General features: G+C 60.0%; 24 protein-coding genes and 2 tRNA genes. 22 read left to right on the forward strand and 4 right to left on the reverse strand.

Annotated features, from left to right (window positions below; all coding sequences use genetic code 11):
* Positions 1 to 167 precede the first annotated feature (167 nt).
* Genes VGG22_03980 through VGG22_03990 form a run of 3 tightly spaced genes read left to right on the forward strand, consistent with a single transcriptional unit; the run spans position 168 to position 2,868 of the window.
* Positions 168 to 1,766 (forward strand): gamma-glutamyltransferase family protein, encoded by a 1,599-nt coding sequence (locus VGG22_03980; GenBank protein HEY1727524.1) that lies wholly within the window; start codon positions 168 to 170, stop codon positions 1,764 to 1,766.
* Positions 1,763 to 2,404, forward strand: a complete 642-nt coding sequence (locus VGG22_03985; protein HEY1727525.1) for a hypothetical protein — start codon at positions 1,763 to 1,765, stop codon at positions 2,402 to 2,404. Before VGG22_03980 ends, VGG22_03985 begins: the two co-directional genes overlap by 4 nt.
* Entirely contained in the window at positions 2,404 to 2,868 is a 465-nt protein-coding gene (locus VGG22_03990) for a gamma-glutamylcyclotransferase family protein (GenBank protein HEY1727526.1), read from the forward strand. Before VGG22_03985 ends, VGG22_03990 begins: the two co-directional genes overlap by 1 nt.
* Here the strand turns inward: VGG22_03990 and meaB are convergent.
* The gene (meaB, locus tag VGG22_03995) at positions 2,796 to 3,767 is read right to left on the reverse strand and encodes a methylmalonyl Co-A mutase-associated GTPase MeaB (protein HEY1727527.1); all 972 of its coding nucleotides are present in this window, start codon (positions 3,765 to 3,767) and stop codon (positions 2,796 to 2,798) included. The two genes, VGG22_03990 and meaB, sit on opposite strands and share 73 nt — an antisense overlap.
* A gap of 288 nt (positions 3,768 to 4,055) precedes the next feature.
* On the opposite strand from meaB, the gene VGG22_04000 reads away from it, so the two are divergent.
* Positions 4,056 to 4,394, forward strand: coding sequence for a zinc-ribbon domain containing protein (locus VGG22_04000; protein ID HEY1727528.1), 339 nt, complete (start codon positions 4,056 to 4,058; stop codon positions 4,392 to 4,394).
* A 45-nt stretch (positions 4,395 to 4,439) separates the two neighbouring features.
* Here VGG22_04000 and VGG22_04005 read toward each other — a convergent pair whose 3' ends face one another.
* A complete protein-coding gene (locus VGG22_04005) occupies positions 4,440 to 4,955 on the reverse strand; it encodes a GNAT family N-acetyltransferase (protein HEY1727529.1) in 516 nt (171 codons plus the stop codon).
* 141 nt (positions 4,956 to 5,096) lie between these two features.
* On the opposite strand from VGG22_04005, the gene VGG22_04010 reads away from it, so the two are divergent.
* From VGG22_04010 to VGG22_04020, 3 genes are all read left to right on the forward strand, one after another.
* Positions 5,097 to 5,288, forward strand: coding sequence for a hypothetical protein (locus tag VGG22_04010; protein ID HEY1727530.1), 192 nt, complete (start codon positions 5,097 to 5,099; stop codon positions 5,286 to 5,288).
* Between the two features lie 27 nt (positions 5,289 to 5,315).
* Positions 5,316 to 5,392 (forward strand) — tRNA-Arg (locus VGG22_04015).
* A gap of 449 nt (positions 5,393 to 5,841) precedes the next feature.
* Positions 5,842 to 5,929, forward strand: a tRNA-Ser gene (locus VGG22_04020).
* Positions 5,930 to 6,339: 410 nt separating this feature from the next.
* Here VGG22_04020 and VGG22_04025 read toward each other — a convergent pair.
* Positions 6,340 to 7,134 (reverse strand): hypothetical protein, encoded by a 795-nt coding sequence (locus tag VGG22_04025; GenBank protein HEY1727531.1) that lies wholly within the window; start codon positions 7,132 to 7,134, stop codon positions 6,340 to 6,342.
* Positions 7,135 to 7,160: 26 nt separating this feature from the next.
* Between VGG22_04025 and VGG22_04030 the strand changes: the two genes are divergently transcribed.
* Positions 7,161 to 7,607, forward strand: a complete 447-nt coding sequence (locus VGG22_04030) for a heme-binding protein (GenBank protein HEY1727532.1) — start codon at positions 7,161 to 7,163, stop codon at positions 7,605 to 7,607.
* Positions 7,604 to 8,026 carry a MaoC family dehydratase gene (locus tag VGG22_04035; protein HEY1727533.1) on the forward strand — a complete coding sequence of 141 codons (423 nt, stop codon included), beginning with the start codon at positions 7,604 to 7,606 and terminating at the stop codon, positions 8,024 to 8,026. The genes VGG22_04030 and VGG22_04035 overlap by 4 nt, the downstream gene beginning before the upstream one ends.
* Here the strand turns inward: VGG22_04035 and VGG22_04040 are convergent, their stop codons facing one another.
* Positions 8,027 to 8,605 (reverse strand): hypothetical protein, encoded by a 579-nt coding sequence (locus tag VGG22_04040; GenBank protein ID HEY1727534.1) that lies wholly within the window; start codon positions 8,603 to 8,605, stop codon positions 8,027 to 8,029.
* 102 nt (positions 8,606 to 8,707) lie between these two features.
* Between VGG22_04040 and VGG22_04045 the strand changes: the two genes are divergently transcribed.
* The 13 genes from VGG22_04045 to priA all read left to right on the forward strand — a co-directional run bounded on the left by VGG22_04045 (position 8,708) and on the right by priA (position 21,892).
* Positions 8,708 to 9,847, forward strand: coding sequence for a GspE/PulE family protein (locus VGG22_04045; GenBank protein HEY1727535.1), 1,140 nt, complete (start codon positions 8,708 to 8,710; stop codon positions 9,845 to 9,847).
* Positions 9,844 to 10,923, forward strand: coding sequence for a PilT/PilU family type 4a pilus ATPase (locus tag VGG22_04050; GenBank protein ID HEY1727536.1), 1,080 nt, complete (start codon positions 9,844 to 9,846; stop codon positions 10,921 to 10,923). The genes VGG22_04045 and VGG22_04050 overlap by 4 nt, the downstream gene beginning before the upstream one ends.
* Positions 10,920 to 12,131 (forward strand): type II secretion system F family protein, encoded by a 1,212-nt coding sequence (locus tag VGG22_04055; GenBank protein HEY1727537.1) that lies wholly within the window; start codon positions 10,920 to 10,922, stop codon positions 12,129 to 12,131. The genes VGG22_04050 and VGG22_04055 overlap by 4 nt, the downstream gene beginning before the upstream one ends.
* Positions 12,128 to 12,862, forward strand: coding sequence for a sigma-70 family RNA polymerase sigma factor (locus VGG22_04060; GenBank protein ID HEY1727538.1), 735 nt, complete (start codon positions 12,128 to 12,130; stop codon positions 12,860 to 12,862). Before VGG22_04055 ends, VGG22_04060 begins: the two co-directional genes overlap by 4 nt.
* 28 nt (positions 12,863 to 12,890) lie before the next feature.
* Positions 12,891 to 13,337 (forward strand): prepilin-type N-terminal cleavage/methylation domain-containing protein, encoded by a 447-nt coding sequence (locus VGG22_04065; protein ID HEY1727539.1) that lies wholly within the window; start codon positions 12,891 to 12,893, stop codon positions 13,335 to 13,337.
* A gap of 598 nt (positions 13,338 to 13,935) precedes the next feature.
* Entirely contained in the window at positions 13,936 to 14,385 is a 450-nt protein-coding gene (locus tag VGG22_04070) for a hypothetical protein (GenBank protein ID HEY1727540.1), read from the forward strand.
* A gap of 8 nt (positions 14,386 to 14,393) precedes the next feature.
* A complete protein-coding gene (locus VGG22_04075; GenBank protein ID HEY1727541.1) occupies positions 14,394 to 14,984 on the forward strand; it encodes an A24 family peptidase in 591 nt (196 codons plus the stop codon).
* A 21-nt stretch (positions 14,985 to 15,005) separates the two neighbouring features.
* Positions 15,006 to 15,686 carry a Crp/Fnr family transcriptional regulator gene (locus VGG22_04080; protein HEY1727542.1) on the forward strand — a complete coding sequence of 227 codons (681 nt, stop codon included), beginning with the start codon at positions 15,006 to 15,008 and terminating at the stop codon, positions 15,684 to 15,686.
* Between the two features lie 49 nt (positions 15,687 to 15,735).
* Positions 15,736 to 16,653 (forward strand): pilus assembly protein PilM, encoded by a 918-nt coding sequence (gene pilM / locus VGG22_04085; GenBank protein HEY1727543.1) that lies wholly within the window; start codon positions 15,736 to 15,738, stop codon positions 16,651 to 16,653.
* The gene (locus VGG22_04090) at positions 16,650 to 17,186 is read left to right on the forward strand and encodes a hypothetical protein (protein HEY1727544.1); all 537 of its coding nucleotides are present in this window, start codon (positions 16,650 to 16,652) and stop codon (positions 17,184 to 17,186) included. Before pilM ends, VGG22_04090 begins: the two co-directional genes overlap by 4 nt.
* A complete protein-coding gene (locus tag VGG22_04095; protein HEY1727545.1) occupies positions 17,183 to 17,671 on the forward strand; it encodes a hypothetical protein in 489 nt (162 codons plus the stop codon). The genes VGG22_04090 and VGG22_04095 overlap by 4 nt, the downstream gene beginning before the upstream one ends.
* Positions 17,672 to 18,109: 438 nt before the next feature.
* Complete coding sequence (locus VGG22_04100) at positions 18,110 to 19,480, forward strand: secretin N-terminal domain-containing protein (protein HEY1727546.1); 1,371 nt, start codon at positions 18,110 to 18,112, stop codon at positions 19,478 to 19,480.
* Positions 19,481 to 19,501: 21 nt separating this feature from the next.
* Positions 19,502 to 21,892: a primosomal protein N' gene (gene priA, locus VGG22_04105; GenBank protein ID HEY1727547.1), complete on the forward strand. Its 2,391-nt coding sequence runs from the start codon at positions 19,502 to 19,504 to the stop codon at positions 21,890 to 21,892.
* Positions 21,893 to 21,902: the final 10 nt, after the last annotated feature.

Below are 21,902 nucleotides of genomic sequence, written 5' to 3' on the forward strand. Positions count from 1 at the left end.
GAAGCGTCAAGAGCAATGACAGGCCAACGCGGATCGGAAGGTAGCGTCCGTCATACGCCCACCGCGGACCCGACGACGTTGCATGTCGAGATAAACGGCCGCTCGGCATTACCACGCAGTTTGCGGATGCGGAGGGCCGCGCCTCTTGCGCGGCAATAGGTGAGGGCATGTCCGTGGCTCGCTCGACGAAAGGAATGGTCGCGTCGCCGCACGCTCTCGCGACCGCTGCGGGTGCTGCCGTTTTGCGGGCGGGCGGTAACGCGGTCGATGCTGCGATTGCAACGAACGGCGTGCTCTCCGTCGTGTACCCGCAAGCCAACGGATTCGGTGGCGATGCGTTTTGGATGATCTACGATCCAGAGACCGCCGATGTCGTTACATATAACGGAAGCGGCCGCGCGCCGCGAAACCTCGAAGCCGGCGATTTGCGGGAGCGTGGCCTCTCGGAGATGCCGGCGCGTAGTGGGTTTGCGGTGACGGTTCCCGGCGCAGTGCGCGCATGGGAAGACGTGCTCGAAGCGCATGGAACACGCATGCTCGATGCGCTGTTGGCGCCGGCGGAACAATACGCGCGCGACGGCTATGTCGTCTCCCAGACGGTAGCGTACTATCTCGAGCTCAACGCGACCATTCTGGAGCAGTGCGCGGACGCGAAGGCCTTGTTCCTCGGCCGCGGTGTCCCGCGGCCCGGAGACGTCTTGCATAACCCGGGGCTTGCGAAGACGATCGCGCAGGTTCGGCAGGGCGGCGCGGACGCGTTTTACGAGGGTTCGGCGGGTGAAGCAATCGTCGCACGATTGCGAGCGGCGGGAAGTCCGATGGACGGAGAAGACCTTCGGAGCCATCGCACGCAGCGGACGACGCCGTGGCGTTTGGCGTGGCGTGAAGGCGAAGTCCTCGCGCATCCGCCTAATTCGCACGGGGCGTGCGCGCAAATGGTGCTGGGCGCGCTCGGGAACGAACGTAGCGACGATGGACTCTGGGCGCATATGGCGATCGAAGCGTTCAAGACTGCCTTCGATGTGCGAGACTCGCGGTTCGGCGATCCGGACTTCGTAGACCTGAACGAAAATGACATTATTGGTCCACGCCGTCTGGAGGCGATGCGGGCTCGCATCGATCCCGAACGCGTCACGGCCCAGTTCGGCTCGCCGCACTTACCTCTGCGTACGGACTTCGGTGACACGATTGCAATCGTCACCGCGGATGCTGACGGCCAAGCGGTTTCGTTAATTCAGAGCTTGTATATGAACTTCGGTTCGGGGTTGGTCGCCGGCGAATCCGGGATCGTGCTGCAGAATCGCGGCGCATATTTCAATCTCATCGCCGGACATCCAAACGAGCTGCACGGCGGCCACCGGCCGGTTCACACGCTCGCGCCCGCGATGTACCTGCGTAAGGGTAAACCGGAGCTAGTGTACGGGACGATGGGTGGCGATGGACAACCGCAGATCCACGTTCAGATTCTCCGCGGCGTCTTCGATCGCGATCTCGACGTGCAGGCAGCGGTCGACGCGCCGCGTTGGATTGCAGGCCGTCCGCATGTCCCGGGCCGGGAAGACGTCATGACTGACACAGTCGTCGTCGAATCACGCATGCCGGACGCGATCGTCGACGGGCTAACTCGGCGCGGTCACGTCGTCGAACGTTTAGGCGCATACGACCACACGATGGGACACGCGCAGGCAATTCGCATCGATCACACCCAAGGGACATTTTCCGGCGGTGCCGATCCGCGCGCTGATTCGCTGGCGCTGGGCGTATGAAAGCTGCGGTTGGGTTCTTGCATGCCGGTGAGAAATCGAAAGAGGCGACGATAGCTCTCCTTGCCAAGCGCGGCAAGGAAAATGCTGCCGTCCATCTCGTCGACTCAACCCTCGTCGATGCGAGCGCAACCGACTTTCCAATCAATCCGGAGCGTTATGCCAAACTGCGCAAACGCGCGGTAGATCTGGCCCGCGATGCGGAGCGCATCGTCCTTTCGTGCTCGGTCTATAATGAAGCGGCACGCTGGCTGAGCGACGATCTCGGCATGCGTGTCGAACGCTCGGATGCAGCCGGTGCGCACGCGCTCATTAGAACGCATGGTCCGGTCGGAATTCTCGTTAGCTATCCGCCGAGCCGGCCGGTTGTCGTCGACTATGTCAGCGAAGTGCTCGCGAAAGAAGAGCAAGATCGCGAGATTCGGTCGTCGCTAACAGAAGATGCACCCCCGTTTTCGACCCCTGATGACGTGTATCGTCGCGCGCTGATCGACGCCCTTGCGCCGCTCAAAGGATGCGGCGTGTTGTTCCTTTCGCAATTCACGATGAACGAGCATACGAAACTGATTCGCGAGGTCTGGGGAACGGCACCGATCGTCAGCGCAGTCGAAGCGACGGTCGCCGAACTCTTCCCGGCTTAGTGCTGTATTTCGCTTACGGATCGAATCTATCGAAAAGCGCGATGCGTTCGCGTGCACCGGGCGCGGAGCCGGTGAGCGCGGCCGTTTTGCCGGATCACGCCCTCGTCTTTGAATCGAATGAGCCGCAAGGCGCGCCGGATGCGTACTTCGCCAACGTGCGCGCCGATGCGAAGTTCTCCGTTCCGGGCGCCTTGTATGAAATCGAAGCGCGCGACCTTGCCGCCCTGGACGCGTATGAAGACGTCGCGCATGGCGTCTACGAGCGCGTCGTGCTGAGTGTCGCACGCGCTGACGGAACGCGTGCGGATGCGGTCGTCTATCGCATGAACGTCGCGCGCCGCGCGCGCTTCGGGCCGCCTTCCCCCGTCCAACTCGAGCAGATACGCGCGGGTTATGCCGACTGGGGCTTGGATTTACGCGTCTTGGAAGGCTTGCTCGACTCCATCAAACCGAGGATCGCCTGAACGACTTCGCGCCGTGCTATTTTCCCGGCTTCGAGATCACGCAGCAAGTCCGCAGCTTCGTTTGAATCGAGCGCGATGCGCGCCGAACGCGCCGCGCCTTCGCGTGCAACGCGAACGACTTCGAACCGTACCGCGCGCGTGGCATTGGGTGCGCCGCGAACTTCGAATTGACGAAGAGCTTCGACCAGCTCGTCGACGCCGGTTCCGTCGCTGGCGATCGTTTGCAGCACGGGTACGTCGCGCGCGCTTTCGCGCAGCATGTGCTTGAGGTCGACGGTCGTAGCGTTCGCGCCGGGGCGGTCGGCCATGTTCACGACGAAAACGTCTGCGATTTCGGTCAATCCGGCCTTGATCGTCTGGACGCTGTCGCCGAGTGCCGGGACCGTAACGACGACGACCACATCGGCGATCGCGACGATCTCGAGCTCAACTTGCCCGACGCCGACCGTCTCGATCATGCACAAGTCGAACCCCGCTGCTTCGATCAGCGCGACAGCCTCGCGCGTCGCGGGCGCGATTCCGCCCGCGCCTTCGCGCGAAGCCATACTTCGTATGAAGACACCGCCATCGCTCGAGTGGCGCTGCATTCGAACGCGGTCTCCGAGAACGGCGCCCCGCGTGAACGGAGAGGACGGATCGATAGCAACGACGGCGACGGTCTTGCCCTGGTCGCGGAATTTTCCGATCAATCTGTCGACGAGGGTCGATTTCCCGGCACCTGGGGGACCGGTGATCCCAAAGACGGAGAGTCGGGCGAGGGCTGGATCGCGCGGGCCGACTGTCTCCAGCAGCTCGTCCGGCTCAGCATGCCCGTTTTCGACCTTGCTAATAGCACGCGCCAGATCGCGCTGCTTGCGCGGGGCTATGGACCCGGGGGTAGCCTCTGGCTGCGCGCGCATCAATGGGCGTCTTCGACGCCACCCAGGGCGGCCTTGCCGCGCTAGCGATGCTAACCTTGGAGAGCGACCGGCCGTTTTAACCCCATCCCCAGGAATTTTTAGGCTTATGAAGCCTTTTTAGGGGCAGGTGTGTTATATTCACGCTTGATGTGATGGGCCCGGTGCCGTCCGTCGCCTCGAGCGTTAGTTCGTCTAGTCCGTGGTCAGAGTAGATCCGTCTCCTCACTATCAGGTACGTCGCGAACACGAAAATTATCAGGCACCAGAAACGAAAGAACCTGTTCACGTATGTACACTGATGAAAGTCTGACTTGCACGGATTGCAACGCACAATTTACTTTTAGCGCCGGAGAGCAAGAATTTTTCGCCGCTAAGGGATTCCAGAATAAACCCAATCGCTGCCCCGATTGCCGCGCTGCGCGTAAAGCACAACGCTCATCCGGCGGTGGCGGCGGCGGCGGCGGATATTCGGGCGGCGGATACGGCGGCGGTGGCGGCCGTCAACGCGAGATGTTCCAAGCTGTCTGCAGCCAATGCGGACGGACTGCGGAAGTCCCGTTCCAACCGCGCGGCGACAAGCCGGTTTATTGCCGCGACTGCTTCCAGCAGCGGCAATCCTATCGCTAACTAAAGCGAAAGGGAAAGGCGACGGCCCACTTCGGTGGGCCGTTTTCATTTGCCGATTCGTTTGTAATAGAAAATCGTACCTGTGAATCCACCGAGCGGTTTGAGCGCGTAGCCGGGAATCATGCCCGCGCGCGCAAATCCGAGCCTTTCGTAAAATTGTGCGCCGCCGTCTTCGGCTGCCGTGTCCAGTGTCAGCAACGTACGCCCGCTCTCGATAGCGGTTTGCTCCGCAGCCTGAAGTAGCGCGCGTGCAATTCCTTGCCCGCGATATTGGACGCTCGTCATCATTTTCGCGATCTCTGCGCGGTGCGGTTGGTTCGGCATCCACATGTAGAGAAGCGTCGTCGTTCCGATGAGCGAATCGCCGTCGTATGCACCGAAGATGACGCGCTCGCCACGCTGCGCGGCTGCAAGCGAATCTTCCCAAAACGAGTGCGCGAGAGCCGGCGGAACGGGATGAATGAAGCTAATGTTGCCACCGTTTGCGACCGTGTCGATTAAAAGCTCCGCTAAAGCGGCAACGACCTTCGGCTCCTTCTTAAGGACGGCAATTGTGATCACGCTTGTGTTGGGGGGCGGCACGCCGTAGGTGGTGAATCCTGCGAAAGCGGCACGGGGTTCTAGCTCCTGAACCGTTTAAAGAGGTACGTGATGTCCACAATTCCCTGCGATTTCTGCCCCCACCCGGTCGACCGCGGGCAGATGGAAGAAATCGAAATTTCGCACTATGTTCCGGATTCGTCGGGCGACGATCTGGCGTATGCGCGCACGTACTTTTTCGGCCATCCGGATTGCGTGCGAAAGTTTTATCGCGGCCTCGTCGATCACAAGCTCGATTTGTTCAAACATGTCCCCTCGCAGCAGCGCGCCAATCCGCAGGAGCCGCGCGGGTAGCGCCCCAACTCGTACGGCTGCAAGCACGCGGTCGTAGCTCAATTGGATAGAGTATCAGCCTCCGAAGCTGAGGGTTGTGGGTTCGATTCCCGCCGACCGCACCATGACTCGATCGATGAGACGCACATGCGTCGCGCGCTTGAGCTCGCTGCAGAAGCAGAAGCTGCCGGGGATGTACCGGTCGGCGCCGTGTTTTTGTGTGGCGATGTTGTAATTGAAGCGCAAAACGAGCGCGAGCGTCGCGCGGATCCGACCGCGCACGCCGAGATGCTGGCGATTGCAGAGGCCTCGCGCCGCATCGGCGCCTGGCGGCTCGGCGATTCGACGCTCTACGTCAGCAAAGAGCCGTGCGTGATGTGCGCCGGGGCGATCGTTGCGGCGCGGATTTCGCGACTCGTCTACGGGGCGAGCGATCCGAAAGGCGGCGCGGCGGGCTCTGTAATCGATGTGTTCGGTTCGCCGGCGGTTCACCACCGAGTGCAGGTGATCGGGGGCGTTCTAGAACAAGAATCGGCGTGCCAGCTGCGTGACTTCTTTGTTGCGCGTAGACCGCGGAGAGGTGGTCGAGTGGTTGAAGGCACCCGCCTCGAAAGCGGACAGACGTGATGAGCGTCTCGAGAGTTCGAATCTCTCCCTCTCCGAATTTCCGCCGACAATAGATTCTTAATAACGGCGAAATCAGTGATCCCTAGGCTCTTCCCGCAAGCCCGACGCTTGCGGAGGGCCAATGAGACTTGCTTACGACCCGCACGCTCGGGATCGGATGACGGAGCGGGTCGTGACAAGCGCGCAAGTGGCAGAAGTCTTGCTTGGCCATGAGACCGACTTGCGGGCGACCCCGTCTACCTGTATTTCTCGAAAAGGCGCGTCGCTCGGACCGAGTCTTACTTGAGGGGTAGCGTCGCTGTTGATTTTGACAAGGACGGCCAGATCATTGGCATCGAGATGCTGGATGCCGAGCCTCGGGACTGGGCAGTCTTAGGAAAGATCGCCGCAAAGCATCAACTTCGATTTGACTTGTTTTTCGCTGCAGCTAAGAAGCGAAGCGTCCCTAAGCGGAGGGCGAAGAGGTAGGCGCGGGTGTCGCCAGCGACGGAATGCGCGGATCCGGTGAGGTGTCGGAGAACTGATAATCCTCGAACGTCGCATCTGCTGTGTAGTGTACTCGCCCAATCTTTAGGACTGCGTAAACTGTTTGCTCGAAGAACGCGTGTTTGACGACCCAGTTTTTGTTTACAAAACCGTAGTCGATCTGGAACTTGCGGTCGTCTTTGCCTTCGTAGGTGACGGATAGCGGCAGCATCGTCGCGTTGTCGATTACGACATCGCTGATATAGAAATCGGAGCCATTGCCGTTGGTGAGCGTCGGGAGCGCTTTCATGACGATATGCATGTGGCCGTCCGGAGCATCCGACGAATCGGGCGCAAATTTTGGATAGTAATAACGCAACGTCGTGACGATGACTTCGTTCTCGCTGGGCTTCGGGTCTTTGAACGTGATCGGAACGATCGAACCGGCGCCTTCGGGACCCGTGATGTTGGCGAAGATCTGTTTATGCCAACCGGCGTTAGTATTCAGTCGAAAATATGCAAGCGCATCAAATGTGGGGCTGATCGGAAAGCCGTGCGCCATCGATTGGCCGCCATTTGGTAGGTCCTTGAGGATTGCAACGTCGTCGGCTGACCGCACCGTTACAAGCCGATCGATGCTGACCGATTGACGTGCCGATGGCGCCTCGACGTGCATGTGCGTCACATAGGTGACATAGGCCGGTCGCGCCGCCCAAGCGGCGGCCGCCGCATTTGCAGATTGTTCGAAGGCAACGTCGGGGGTCAAGGCAGCCATAAGTCCTCTCTCGAATCGCGGGCGCCATGATAGACGAATCGTTCGTTATCCGCAACAACGTCAAGCTAAGCACAAAAGGCTCGCACGTCATCGTGCACGCCGCGGAGAAGGAAGCGGCCCGCATGGGGATACCACAATGCATAGCGGTCGTAGACGAAGGTGGCTATCTCCTGGCCTTTTCGCGAATGGACGGTGCACGTGTCCGCTCGGTCGAGATCGCGATCACAAAAGCCGCATCCGCCGCAACGAGCAAGCGCCCAACGGAACAAGAGGGGGGTGGGGACGCGCTAGCCTCAGTGCGCCTCGCGTTGGCCGCCCGTTCCAGCCGCCTGACGGGCATCAAGGGTGGCGTCCCCATTGTTGTCGACGGGCAAGTCATCGGCGCGATCGGCGTCTCATCTGGGACGTCCGATGAAGATCATCAGGTCTGCCAAGCCGGTATCGCCGCATTTATGGACGGAGCAAAACGCTGAGCGGCTGGAAGACTTTCGAAGAATTCAAGGTCGGCGACAAGGCAACGTTTTCGAAGACGATCACCGACGCCGATCTCTTGATGTTTGCGGCAGTTAGCGGCGATCAATACGAAGTGCATGTCGATGAGGAATACGCAAAGACGACGCGATTTGGCAAACGGATTGCGCACGGCATGCTCACGGCAAGTTTGCTCTCCGCGGTTAATGGCGCGTTGCTGCAGCGTCCCGGCGGTATTTCCGTCGCGCAAACCTTGCATTGGAAAGCGCCGGTCTATCCCGGCGACACGCTCACCGCGACGAGTGAAGTCGTCGAGATCATAGCGGGCCGCCGTCGCTTGCGTTGCAAGACGACGGTCGTCAATCAAAACGGCGTTCTGGTGCTCGACGGCGAGGCGATCGAACAGAAAGATCCGGCGTAATTACTTCGAGTCGACGAGGCCGTATTTCTTCTCGAGGGTGGGATCGTCGTTGACGTAAACGATCGTCTTCTTGATTAGATTGACTTCCCAGCGATAACCCGAGCCGGTACTATTGCAAAAGCACACGAGCTCGACATGAAATCTCGGATCGTGCAACGATTCGCTATAAGCCGGATCCATCGCAATCGGGTGGTCGCTTTTCGGATCGTGCAGAACGAAGACGCTGCCGTCGACCTGATCGGCCCATTCCGTCGTCCAGACGAATTTTTTTGCGTCCGGCGAATGCGTCAGCTCTTCACCGAACTCGGTTCTCTTCACCATGAGAACCGCAAGGCGCGCTTCGTGATCGAATCGCATTTGCCACTCGTGGTAGGAAACGACCGGATCGAACACCGTGGGTTTCGGAACGGGCGTCGGTGTTGGTGGTAAGCAATCAGGAATGCCGCACGTCTTTCCGGAGAGGCGATCGTAGCGTTTGACCGCGTTCCCGTCGACCATCGTGTACTCGTAGCGGAAGAAGCTTTGATACAAGATCAACCACAGCACAAGTGCACCGGCGATATACCACACCCGATACATGCGCCGTCCGTTCGTGCGTCGAGCCGATCTCCCTTTTACTAAGCAATTTTAGAGTGCGCACAACGCAGGCAGAAGTTGCCGCGTCACGCGAATCGTCGCGCCATGCAACAGACCTTAACGGTTGAAGAGGCCCCCGCAGTTCGCACCTTGCGTGCTTTACAGGAACGCGCGCTTGCGGTGAGCGCGTCCGATCTTCATTTCGAACCAACGGCATCCGGAGGACGCGTTCGTTTTCGTGTTGACGGCATGTTGCGCGATTTTGAGACTCTCGACGCGGGGTTGTATCTCCCGCTCATATCGCGCGTAAAGCTGCTTGCCGGAATGGACATCGCCGACCGGCGGCAGCCGCAGGATGGCCGCTACACAATCGCCTCGGTAAAGGGCAGTGTCGACGCGCGAGTCTCGTCGATTCCAACGATAGACGGCGAGAAGGTTGTCATTCGGCTCTTGGATATCCACGCCAAGAACCCAAGTCTCGATAATTTGGGGATGCGCGCGTCAACGCTTGCCCGCTATCGCCGAATGATTGCCTCACCGTACGGATTTTTAATCGTGACCGGTCCAACGGGCAGCGGCAAGACCACGACGCTCTACAGCTCTCTGCGCGAGATCGCAAACCGGATGCGTAGCGTCTGCACGGTCGAGGATCCGGTCGAGATGCGCCTCGACGGCATCGCGCAAGTGAACGTCAACATGCGCGCCGGGTTGGACTTCTCGAACGTCCTTCGATCGTTCTTGCGCCAGGATCCTAACGTCATTATGGTCGGCGAGATGCGCGATATAGCGACGGCCTCGATTGCAATATCAGCCGCGCTCTCCGGGCAGCTAGTTCTCACGACGCTTCACAGCAACGACGCGCCGCGATCGATCGATCGGCTTGTGGAACTCGGAGTCGATCGTCACGCGATCGGAGCGGCAGTGTTCGGCATTCTTTCGCAGCGACTCGTCCGGCGCCTATGTCACGAATGCCGTACGTTTGATTCGAGTTCGCGCTCATATACGGCGAGCGGGTGCGGCGCATGCGCACGCAGCGGCTATTGCGGCCGTGTCGGTCTCTTCGAATTGCTCGAAGTCGACGATGAAATGCGTGAGGCGGTCACCACCGGTGCGTCGGTCGTCGCGATTCGCAGACTCGCTGCGCGGAGCGGCTACGAGCCACTTGCCACGGACGGGGCCGCAAAAGTTGCGTCCGGCGAAACCTCCAATGACGAGTTGCGCCGGGTCCTAGGGGCGGTGGCGTGAGCGCATCGCTGCTCGGCGCCATGCGAGTCGAGGAAATCGTTCGTGCGGCGCGCGAACGCGGGGCCTCCGACCTGCATATCGCGGCCGGGCGCGGGACGGTGTTGCGCGTTGATGGGCAACTCGAAAGGCGCGGCCATGACGCGATCGACGCATCCGAGTTAGCCGCCTTCCTGCAAACGCATCTCGGCGAACGCGTTCGAGGCCAGCTCGCGGAGAGCGGGCATTGCGACGTAGCGCTCCACGATGCCAAGCTCGGTGCAATCCGAGTGCACGCATTCCACGCAAGTGATGGTGTGCGTTGCGCAATCCGATTGTTTCCATCGGCTGTACCGAGGATCGAGGAGTTCGATCTTCCGGCCTCGGTCGAACAGCTCGCACTCCGAAAAACAGGGTTGATTTTGGTCGTCGGACCCACGGGTTGTGGGAAGACGACGCTGCTCGCTGCTATGGTCGATGCTCTCAATCGAAGACATCCGAGGCACATTGTGACGCTTGAGGACCCGATCGAGTACGTCCATCGCGACGAACGGTGCGTTATCGCTCAGTGCGAGGTGGGAACTGATTCGATCGGCATGTCACGAGCAATTCGGGCAATCTTGCGTGCCGATCCGGACGTGATTGTGATCGGCGAGCTGCGCGATCCCGATGCAATGCGAAGTGCGCTTACTGCCGCGGAAACAGGACATCTCGTTCTGACCTCGCTCCACACGGTCGATGCGCCGGGGGCGCTCGAGCGTATAATCGATGCCTTTCCAGTCGACGGTCGGGAGCAGGTTCGCATTCAAGTCGCACAGACTCTTGCTGCCGTCCTGGCATTGCGTCTCGTCGCACGAGCGCGCGGCAAGGGGCGTCGCGCTGTTGCCGAGATACTTATTGCGACCGACGCCGTCCGCAATCTCATCCGCGAAGGTAAGACGCACCAGTTGCGTTCAACGATGCAAACCGGGCGCGGTTCCGGCATGCAAACGCTGGAGATGCATCTCTCTTCGCTCGTCGAGCGCGGTGAGATCACGGCGGAGGCAGCGCTCGCAACGGCTGGGCATCCCGGCGATCTTGCGCAGGCAGCTCGGTCGTGAACGTAGACGTGTTTCGCTACACGGCACGCAGTCGCGAGGGTGAGGTCGTGGCTGGCGTATTGCGCGCCGAGTCGCTCCGAGCGGCGACAGTCGATCTCCAACGTCGGGCGCTCTTTGTGACGTCGTTGACTGCCGGCAGCGAAAAACGGCGGGTCCGATTTCCGGAAATTGCGGGCCGGCGACGCCGGGAGGTCCTCGCGGTTTTTCGCGCCCTGTCCGTTTTGGTTCGCGCGGGCGTCCCACTTCGCCGTGCGCTCGAGGTTTCGGTCGCGCATTGCGGTCAGCGAAGGTTGCGTGAAGCACTTCGTGCCGTCGTCGCTGATGTCGAACACGGGAGTACCCTGAGCGCGGCCTTCGCACGACGGCCTACCGACTTTTCACGATTGCAAACGGCAATGATTGGCGCGGGCGAAGCCGGTGGCGTACTCGACGATGTCCTTGACCGGATCGCGGATGTCCTCGAACGCGAGCATACTGTCCGGAAGAGGCTGCAAGCTGCGCTAGTCTACCCCTGCGTGGTGGCCGGCGCGGCAATGCTCCTCATTTTTTTTCTCATGGTGCATGTCGTACCGATGTTCGCATCGCTCTTTGAACGGTTTTCCGTTCCGTTGCCGTGGCCGACCCGAGTGCTGCTCGATCTTGGTGGGGTGCTTCGGTCGGCTAATGCGATGACGATCATCCCCCTCGCCATTGGCTGCATCGCGACTCTTGTCAAGTTCTTCAAGCCGGCCCGCGATGAGTCACTCGATCGCGTCAAGCTCAGAGCACCGCTTATTGGCGTCGTATTCCGTCACGCGGTGGTCGCGCGCATCGCACGAATGTTGGGAGCGCTCTTACGATCCGGCGTCGGTGTATTGACGGCAATTGACGTCGTCGGTCCGGTCTCCGGGAGCAGCACGTATCAGAGGGCGCTATCTCAGGTGAGCGATTCGCTTCGACGCGGTGAGGGAATGCATCGCGCTTTACAGGAGACGGCGCTCTTCGATCCCCTCACGCTCGCACTTGTCGGCGTCGGTGAGGAAAGCGGTTCCCTGGACTCGATGCTCCTAGCGGCAGCAAATTATCTCGATGTTGAGGTCGAGGCAGCGATTACGGCGCTCGTTTCGGTTCTCGAGCCGGCGCTCATCGGTGCCGTTGGCGTCGTCGTGGCTTTTATCGTGTTTTCAATTTTTCTTCCGCTATACGGATTGATTGGATCGATAACATGACACCGGAAATACGACAGCATCTCGTGGAACGTTACATTGCCGATCCCTCGATTATCAATCGAAACGCGCTCGTCGCTGCACATCACTACCTCTGTCGCAGGGGTGGGCGGAAATTCTTCCGTGGGACGATCGACCGGGCGGATCTCGAGCAGGTTGGCGCTGTTGGGCTCATCAAGGCCGCGCAGCGCTACAGTGGTGCATACCAGACGCCTTTCGAGGCGTATGCGTGGCTGATGATCGTGGGTGAGCTCATGCATTTCGTCAGGGATCACGAACGTTTGGTTAGGACGCCGCGTCAGCTCCGAGCGCTCGAGAGGCGATACGCACAAGCGTACGAGGATCTCTCAGCGCGCTCGGAGCGGGAGCCGACAACGTCGGCGCTGGCGGCCGAAATCGGAGTCTCCGCGCTTGTCGTCGACCAATTGCGAGCCTTACGCGGGTCGGGTAGCCATTCTGAAGCGCAGGACGACGACTCTCGCGGCGTGCGCGACGATGCAATTTTGACTCACGCCGAGGCTCAGTCGGAAACATACAGTCTCGAGGATCGGCTGAGCCTGTCGAGCGCTCTTCGAACGTTACCGCGACGTGAGCTGCGTATCGTTCAAGAGATATTCTTTCTCGACAGAACGCAATCCGAGGTCGGGCGGGCGCTCGGTATTTCGCAGCGTCAAGTGTCGCGCTTGCTGACACGCACGCTGCAACGCCTCGCGCGAATGCTTGATGCGGCTTAGCGGCTCATGCTCGGGCACTGGACGAAATATGGAGAACGAGCGCGGATTTACGTTGATCGAGCTGATGATCGTCGTTTCGATCATTGCGATCTTGGCGGGGATACTAATCCCAAACTTTGTCAATGCTCGCGCGCAAGCGATGACGGCGGCGTGCGAATCGAATCTGCGATCGATCGCGACGGCGGCCGAGCTGTATTATGCGGATCAACAAGTCTACCCGAGTTCGGGTGACGTGTCAGCAACGTTATTCACCGCAAACGGCACGGGTTACCTGAACACCGTTCCGACAGATCCGGCCGCCGCAACCATTGGCGCAGCCTACACGTTCGCGAACACGACCTCCGCGGGAGTCGCCGGATACACGATCGCGTGTCCCGGCGTTCACGCGAATTCGACCCTCGCGAAGTTGACGGGCTATACGAGCTCGTCCAGCGCTATTCAATACATCGCTGGAACCGGCCTTAGTGCCAAGTGAACGATCAACTGGCTCTGTTTTCAGCTTTCATAGCGGGACTGGCGTCCAGCCTGGGCCCATGCATCGCACCACGCTATCTTATGCTGGCTGCGTATGTGACAGGACGCCGGGACCACAGCCGATCCTGCATCTTTTTGAGCGGATGTCTGTGCGGCTATTTGATGTACTCGTTCGCGGCAGCGCTGATCGCGCTCTTGCGCGTAGGAACGCACGTTGTTTACGGCTTCTTGGCGCTGGGGCTTATTATTTCAGGCGCTCGCGCATTAATGGTGATACCGGGCCACACATGCGAAACGAAACGAATGCCATCGCTTTCACGGGGCGCAGTCTTCTTAACAGGACTGACTTCGTCGGTAATGCTTTCGCCTTGCTGCACGCCGATCGCAATCGGTCTCGGTCTTCAGGGCGTGCAGCATGGAGGCGCCGTCGCGGCGGCATTATTGTTGGCATTTGGCCTAGGTCATACGCTCCCGCTGAGTATCTTTGCCGTACTGGCGTCACTGAAAGTGCTACGAAGATTTTCGATGCCGCATGACGCCTGCGCTACTGTTAGCGGGTCGTTGCTCATGATGGTTGGCGGATTGTACGCGATTCTCGCATGAGGATTTCACCTTGGCGCCGGTGTCAACTTGCGATGGTTAGCATGGTGTTGGCGTTTATGTTGCTTCGACCGCTCATTGCTGAGGCGCTGTGCGTACGCGGCGACGAGTTTCTTCGGTCCGGTGCGCCCACGACCGCCGAACATTATTACCGTTTGGCACTCGCTAGCGATCCCAATTGCGAAACCGCGGCCGAGCGATTCACATTCGCATCACTCGAGATCCATGCGCGACCTGCTCTAGCGGCCGGCATAAAGGTTGCGGATGCATATTTGATGCGACATAGTGACGAAGCAATTCAGATTGATCGCGCGCTCGCATTGTGGAGCGTGAACGATTTTGCTCGTGCGGCGAAAGAACTCCGAGTTCTCGGAACGATGACGCATGACCGGCGCTTCACACGGCTTGCTCAAATTGCAACGCTTCGAGCGATAAAGGTTCGGCGATGATCGGGAGCTTGGCGTTCATCACTCTGTGGACGATAGGTCTCGGGATGCTCGCTGAACGAGCAGCTCGACGACGCGGTGTTTTTCTGCGTGCGGCGTCGACGTGCTGGCTAGCGATGGTTTTGTTGGCGGTATTAGCGGTTGCAGCGTCATGGGTTAAGGTAACGCTAGCCGTCGCGCTGGTGGCGATCGCGTTCGCAGCGGTCACCGACGCACAATCGGGATTTATCTTCGATCCTCTGGTCATAGCCGGAACTATAGGTTCCGTCGTCGCTGCCGCGCTCGCGGGAGAGGGCGTCTCGTCTCTCTACGGGGCGGCTGCGGCGGCGGGAGCTGTTTTTTGCATATGGGCGCTAACGCAGGGACGGGGCATTGGATTCGGCGATGTGAAGGTCGCGGCGGTTATCGGCGCCGGCTTCGGGCCGCTCGACGGACTCAGCGCTGTGGGGCTTTCATTCATCATCGGATCGGCTATAGCGACTGCGCGAATGTTTGTAGGAAAGGCCCGTTTTGGCACGTCGGTTCGGTTCGGTCCCTACCTCTTGGCGGGTAGCGTGTGCCTTTTGGCGTATCACCGGCTGAATGACGGGGTTCTCCGATGACCCCGGGAACACTAATCGCAGATGATCGACACGACCATTCTTCGCAATATTCCACTGTTCAGAGAGTTCGAGGAGGCGCAGCTACAGCAAGTTGCGCAGACTGCGACGCTTCGAGCGTACCACAAGCACGAGTTCATCGTGCGCGAAGGCGACCCGGGCGGGACGTTTTATATCATCCTGGACGGTTCAGTCGCAGTAACGCGTGTTGCGTCGGACGGTCGGGAAACGATTCTCTCGATTTTGAAGTCGAACGACTTCTTCGGCGAGATGAGTCTCTTCGATTCTTCGCTGCGCTCCGCATCTATCAAGACGCTCAGCGACGTCAAGGTCGGAGTGATCGACGAGAAAGCGTTTCTCGACGTTCTGGAGCGATCGCCGAAGATAGCCCGTTACCTGGTGACGGCGCTCTCGCAACGTCTTCGCGCTGCGAACCAGCTTATCGCAGCGACGACATCACAAGATATCCGTGCGCGATTGGCCTCGCTGCTGCTGAACCTCAGCCAGAGCTTCGGCGAGAAAGCCGACAATGGCGTCAAGATCACGTTACGCCTAACCAACCAGGAGATGGCGAACATGATTGGGACGACGCGCGAAACCGTCAATCGGACTCTGAACCGGTTTTGGGACGAGAAGCTCATCGATATGCGTACATCGCATGTAATCGTCGTCGAAGCCGACAAACTCCGCAGTCTGATACCTTAAGACTCACACCCTCGCGCCTCATTCCCCGCTACGCGGCATGAAAGAGCGCATGCTACCGCTCGGTGTTGATCTTGGAGCGTCACGCGTTCGCGTGGCGGCGCTTGCAACCGGCGTGAATGGTCATATTCGCCTGCTCGCTGTGGGTGCCGCCGACGTCGATGGTGATCTGCGCGAAGCACTGCGCCTTGCACTCGGGCAAATCTCGACGCCCGAACGGCGCTGCATCGCATCAATTCGTTCGTGCGATGCTCGACTGCGCTCGATTCGATTTCCCAACATGCGCGATGCCGAACTGCGACGCGCTGTGCGGTTCGAGGGCGTCTCGATGTTCGGTGAACACGTAGAGGAGCAAACGATCGCCGTCCGGTCGGCCACAATCGGCACCGAAACGTTAGTTACAGCGGCTCCTGCGATGAAAGTACGCGAGATAATCAATGTGCTGACTTCTTGCGGCCTGCGAGTCCTCGTCGTTGATCATGAAGCGTGCATCCAAGCGCGGGCACGACAATTGCCACTACTCGATATCGGCTTCGAACGCAGCACGTTGCTCGCGCTCGTGAATGGTGTGCCATTCCTCCGGTCGTTCCCATTCGGGGGAACATTCTTCACGGACGCGCTGGCGCGTGAATTTGGAACGAGCCGTCAAATTGCGGAGATTCGCAAGCGAACAATAGGTCTCGGAGGCGCCGGTAATGATGCGCTCGATGCGTATATGAACGCGCTCCGAACTGAACTCGATGGTCTCGACCGAGGAGCATTTGAAACGTTGTTCGTCTGCGGCAACGGTGCGCGGCTTGAGAGCCTGCGTGAGAAGATCACGGAGTGCTTAGGGGTGCGCGCAGAGCCTGTAGATTTGCCGGCGCTGGTCGGATCCGATCTCCCACCTGAAGTAGAGCACCTGGGTGCTTTCGATTGGTTCGGCGCCGTGGCGACGGCGTTGCCGTCGACGATAGCGAACGCGGCATGATCGGCGTCGATTTCCGAACGGTCGGGACTGCAGAGCAAGTCTGGCGCGCTTTGCTACGGGTGATTGGACGCGTTCGACTATTTCGCACAGGCTTGCTCGCCGCAAGCATGCTGTTTGCCTTTGTCGGCGTGGAGACGATCCGGCTGGCCGGCGCTCTGCACACCGTACACGAGCTCGAATTGCGACGTGACACTCTCGCAGTCGACGTTCAGAAGATGCAGGCAAGAGTCAAGGAGGTTCGCGATCGGCGAGCAGCACTTCTCAGCATCCTAGCGCGTCGCCGTTCGAACGCCGAGCTCGCAGCCCGGATAGCTGCCACAAGTGATGTGCTCGCTAGTTCGATGGCGTTGATACAGCTGCGGGTAGCCCCCGATGGCTTCGATATCGAAGGCCGCGGAACGAGTCTGACGGACATTCGGGCGTCCCTTGGCCGGCTTGAAACGATCTTCAATAGACCGGCGACGTTTGAACTCCGGCGCGACGAGGTTGTTCCAAGCGCAATCTCGTTTCACTTTGACATCGCTAGCAAATGAGTTTTGTGATTCTGGCGCTTTCCACAATACTTGCCTTCGGTTGTGTCATCGGATTCGAAGCGACTCTTGCAAGCTTTGATGCGCGCGCAACTGCGCTCCATCTGGAGATTGCCGGGCAGCTACAGACCCTTCGGGCTGGATTAAAGATCGAGGAATCAGCGGCAGTCATCGAGTCACGGCTTGCAGCGCTGCGCGTGACCGAATCTCTTCGTTGGCAGATCGCAGCTCTTTTTGGAGATCTGGAAGAGATCGCAGAGCGACGGAAGGTGCAGGTGACGGCATTTCGTCACGAAGGGAGTACCCGATTGGAAGTTTCCGTCGAGGGAAAGTATTCGGGAACTCTCGAGGCCCTGGCCGATCTTTCGTCATCGCGCGTTGCGGCGCAGGCGTCTCTGGCGTCTTTCGAACGCGCGAATGGGCACGTGCGTGCCGCGTTCTCGCTGGATATTCTCGGTGTCGGCAATGCGCGCACTCACGTACCGTAAGCGAAAGCTCATCGCGTCGAGCGGCGCGATGTTCGTATGCGCCGGGTTTGCAATGATTCCGTTGATCGGCGCCTCAACCCCGGCGAACGAAATGTCCTCGCCGCTACCCGCGAGTGCCCGATTGCCTGAGGGCGACTCGCTGACAGGCGCGATTCGCCTTCGTGCGGATCCGTTCTCGCGCGCGTTGCCACTTATGCCGAAAACGAAAATCTCGCGGTCGGCGCCGGCATCAAAGAAGGAGCCTGACATGCGGGTCATTGCGATCGTTTCGGGACTGACGCCGCATGCGCTCCTGTCGTTCGCGAACGGTTCCACCCAAATTGTCGGAATTGGTGATGCGGTCGAAAGAACGCGCATAACCTCGATCGTCTCAGACACCGTAGTTCTTGCCGATGGACGGCGTTTGAAGTTTTCAGAGAGGGCGCAATAGTGCGAAGATTGCACGCCACCCTTGCGGCCTGCGCGATGGCGCTCTCGCCGATAGGCGTCTGGTGTGCCCCTACGATCAACATCGATGTGCGTGACGCCGACATCGTCGACGTTCTCCGTCTTCTCGGCACCCAAGCCGGGGTCAATCTCATACCCGACGCATCGCTTCGACACGACCGCGTGAGTCTGCACCTTCGAGGCGTTACGTTCGAGCAAACTATGAACGCCCTAACGCGCGCCTACGATCTACAAGTCCGCAAGGAGGGTGTCGTTCTGTTGGTCGGCGCTGGTGCGTCGATGAACCGCCGTTTCGGTGACCGCGACGATGGGGCGCTCGGTACTCACACAAAGATATTTCGAATTCAAAACGCCAAGCCCGAGGATCTCGTTAAACCGCTGAGCGATGCGCTCGTAGCGGGTACGGTTGTCCTGGCTGATCGCCGTACGGCGTCAATAGTGGTGACCGGGAATCAATCAACGATCGAGCGGGCTAGCGGTCTCATCGCGGCCTTGGACGCACCGGGGGGCGTGGTTGCAGGTCAGAGAGTCGGCGTCGTCGCGTTGCGATTCGTAAAGGCCTCGGACGCGGTGAAGCTCCTGAAGGGTTTCGTCCCGGACGGTGCGGCCGTAGCCGACGACCGCCAAAACGTGATCCTAGTGAATGGCACAGCCGAGGTGGCCCAAACCGTCCGCGCGTTTCTCGATCAGGTCGACCGACCGTCACGTCAGGTCATGTTCGAGGTAAAAGTTATCGACATGACGCCCCAAAATGATTCGTCGAATGTGGGGATTCAATTCGGCGGCGTCGACCTTTTGGGCCAACCAGCAGCAGGCGCGACCAGCTTTACCTTTGCACGTAGCTCCCTGCAGCTGAATGCAACGCTGAACTTCATGGTCTCAAACGGACGCGCGAAGATTCTGGCCACACCGCGTCTGGTTACCCTGAACAATCATGAAGCAAGTTTATTGATCGGAGAGACCTACCCGATCATCTACTTTGATATTCGCAGCGGGAATCAGCAAATTCAGACGATCGATATCGGCGTAAAGCTGCGCATGACACCGACCATCGGGTCGGATGGCTCAATTATCGCGGAGTTGCATCCCGAGTACAGCGAAATTCAGGGTTTCGAGCAGTCCTATCCGGTGATCGCGAATCGCAAAGTCGATTCGACGCTTCGCGTTGCCGACGGTGAGACGATCGTTCTGGGTGGGTTACTCCGTGAGGTTACCTCGGAAACGGTAACAAAACTTCCGTTGCTTGGTGATATCCCGGTGCTGGGCGAAGTGTTCAAGAACCGACAACGGAGCTCGGAACGCGATGAGATCGTGTTCCTCATAACACCGCACATCATTCAGCCGGGGAAGGAGAGCTCCTAGAGACCGGCGCAAGCGCTTGGCGTGTCGTCCGCTCTTGCGGTCGACGTGCTCGTTCATCTCCGAACCGCGCGCTTCGATACGCCCCTTACCTATGCGCTTCCCGACGGAATTTCGCCGCGCGTTGGTGACGTTGTACGCGTTCCGCTCGGAACGCGCAACGTCTACGGATACGTCGTATCGGCGCCGTATGCGAAGAACGAAAGTGCACTGCGTCCGATCGTCAACGTTGCTGACGCTCCGCGCGCGTTCGACGAGACGGGGTTAGCGCTCGCGCGCTTCATCGCCGATCGCGCCGTGTGTACCCTCGGTGAAGCGCTCGGCGCGGTTGTACTTGCCGGCGCGATCCCGCGGGTTGAGGAGAAGATGGCGGTTATCGCGGCCGCACCTTCGCCGACGCGACATGCGAATGTGCCGCAGCGCTTGCTGCGGCTCATTTGGGATGATCTGCGCGATGGCTTTTCCGTCGAAGCGCTCTTGCGACATCCCGAAGCGCGGCGCGCTGCGGATCGTTCCGCGTTGCTGCGGCATTTGGGGAGCCTTGTGCGCAGCGGCGATCTCGCGCGCGTTCGTACGATGGGCGGCCCACGTCTCACCGAGCGAATGACGGCGCTGCTCGTTCCGGGCGAGGGCGAGATCGCGGGTCGGAAAGCTGCCGCACTTGTGCGAGCCGTTTACGAAGCGGGATCGTTGCGACGTTCGGACGCGCTCTTAGAGGGATACTCGCACGCTGTTATCGCGCGCACGATTGCATCGGGTGCGATTCAGGAGATCCAACAATCTGCTCGCGAGGCCCGCGCGTCGCAGGGGATCGTTCGTCCCCCGCTCACGCCGTCAGACGATCAACGTCTCGCGCTCGCAAAAATTCGCGAGAAGTTGGCGACGTCGTCCTTCGACGAGCTGTTACTTTACGGCGTCACCGGCAGCGGCAAGACGCTCGTCTATTTGGAAGCGATCGCCGACGTCGTTGAATCCGGCGGCCGCGCGATCGTGCTCGTTCCCGAAATCTCGCTCACGCCGCAAACGGCTCGGCGCTTCGAAGCCGTCTTTGGCGATCGCGTTGCGGTGTTACACTCGGCGCTTTCGCAGCGTGAACGTTACGATGCCTGGCAGGCTGCGGCGCGCGGGGAGATCAGCGTCGTCGTCGGCGCACGTTCGGCAATTTTCGCTCCGCTGGAAGACGTGCGGCTCGTCGTCGTCGACGAAGCTCATGAGGGAACGTATCGCCAAGAGACGACGCCGCGCTACGATGCGCTTGCCGTCGCCCGCGAACGGATGCGGCTCGCACACGGACTGCTGATCCTCGGCACGGCGACGCCGCCCCTTACATCGTACGAGCGAGCCCTGCGCGGCGAGATCGATCTGGTGCGTTTGCCGAAGCGCGCGAGCGCTGCAGCGATGCCGGAGGTGCACGTCATTGACATGACGCGTGAATTCTCGTCCGGCAACCGCCGCGTGTTCTCGAGTCTGCTCGCGGAAGCAATCGCCGCGCGTCTGGAGAGCGGCGAGAAAACTATTTTATTCGTTAACCGCCGCGGCTCGGCGGGATTCATCTTGTGCCGCGGCTGCGGCTACGTTCCGGAGTGCACGCGCTGCTCGACGTCGCTCGTCGTGCACCGCAGCGACGGTCTCTTGCGCTGCCACCACTGCGACCTGCAGCTTGCATTGGCCGAGGTGTGCCCGCGTTGCAAAAATTCGGCCTTCCGAGAGTTCGGAATTGGGACGGAAAAAGTCGCGGAAGAGGTGAAGAAACTCTGGCCGGGTGCGCGCGTGGTCCGGATGGACTCCGATACGACGACTCGTGTCGGCGACCACGCCCGCATCCTGTCTACCTTTGAAAACGACGCCGACGTTTTGGTCGGAACGCAAATGGTCGCCAAAGGTCTCGACTTCCCGACTGTCACGCTCGTCGGCGTCGTGGCTGCGGATCTCGGACTACACGTGCCCGACTATCGCGCAGCGGAACGAACGTTCGATCTGATCGCGCAAGTGTGCGGACGCAGCGGCCGTTCACGTCCGGGAATTGCGATCGTGCAGACATATTCGCCCGAGCATCCGGCGATTGCGCTCGGTGCGCGCGCTGATTTCGACGCGTTTGCGCGTGAAGAGCTCGAGGAGCGCCAAGCGCTCGCGTATCCACCCTTCGGCGAGCTTGCTTATGTTGGCGTTGCCGGGCGCTCGCGCAAAGCGGTCGAGGCCGCAGTACGCGGCTACGCTGCGATCTTGCGTCAGGAACGCGCCGGAGAGATTTTAGGCCCTGCCCCGCTGCCGATCGCGCGGTTGAATGAAGAATGGCGTTGGCGCGTCGGAGTTAAGGCTTCGAGTCTCGAAGTGATGCGAGGGGTTGTCCGCAAGCGTATCCTCCCGCTGGCACATAAGGACCGTGCCACGCGGCTGTGGATCGCATTTGACTGAAACGGGGTTG

The organism is Candidatus Baltobacteraceae bacterium, assembly GCA_036489885.1.
GTDB lineage: Bacteria > Vulcanimicrobiota > Vulcanimicrobiia > Vulcanimicrobiales > Vulcanimicrobiaceae > JAFAMS01.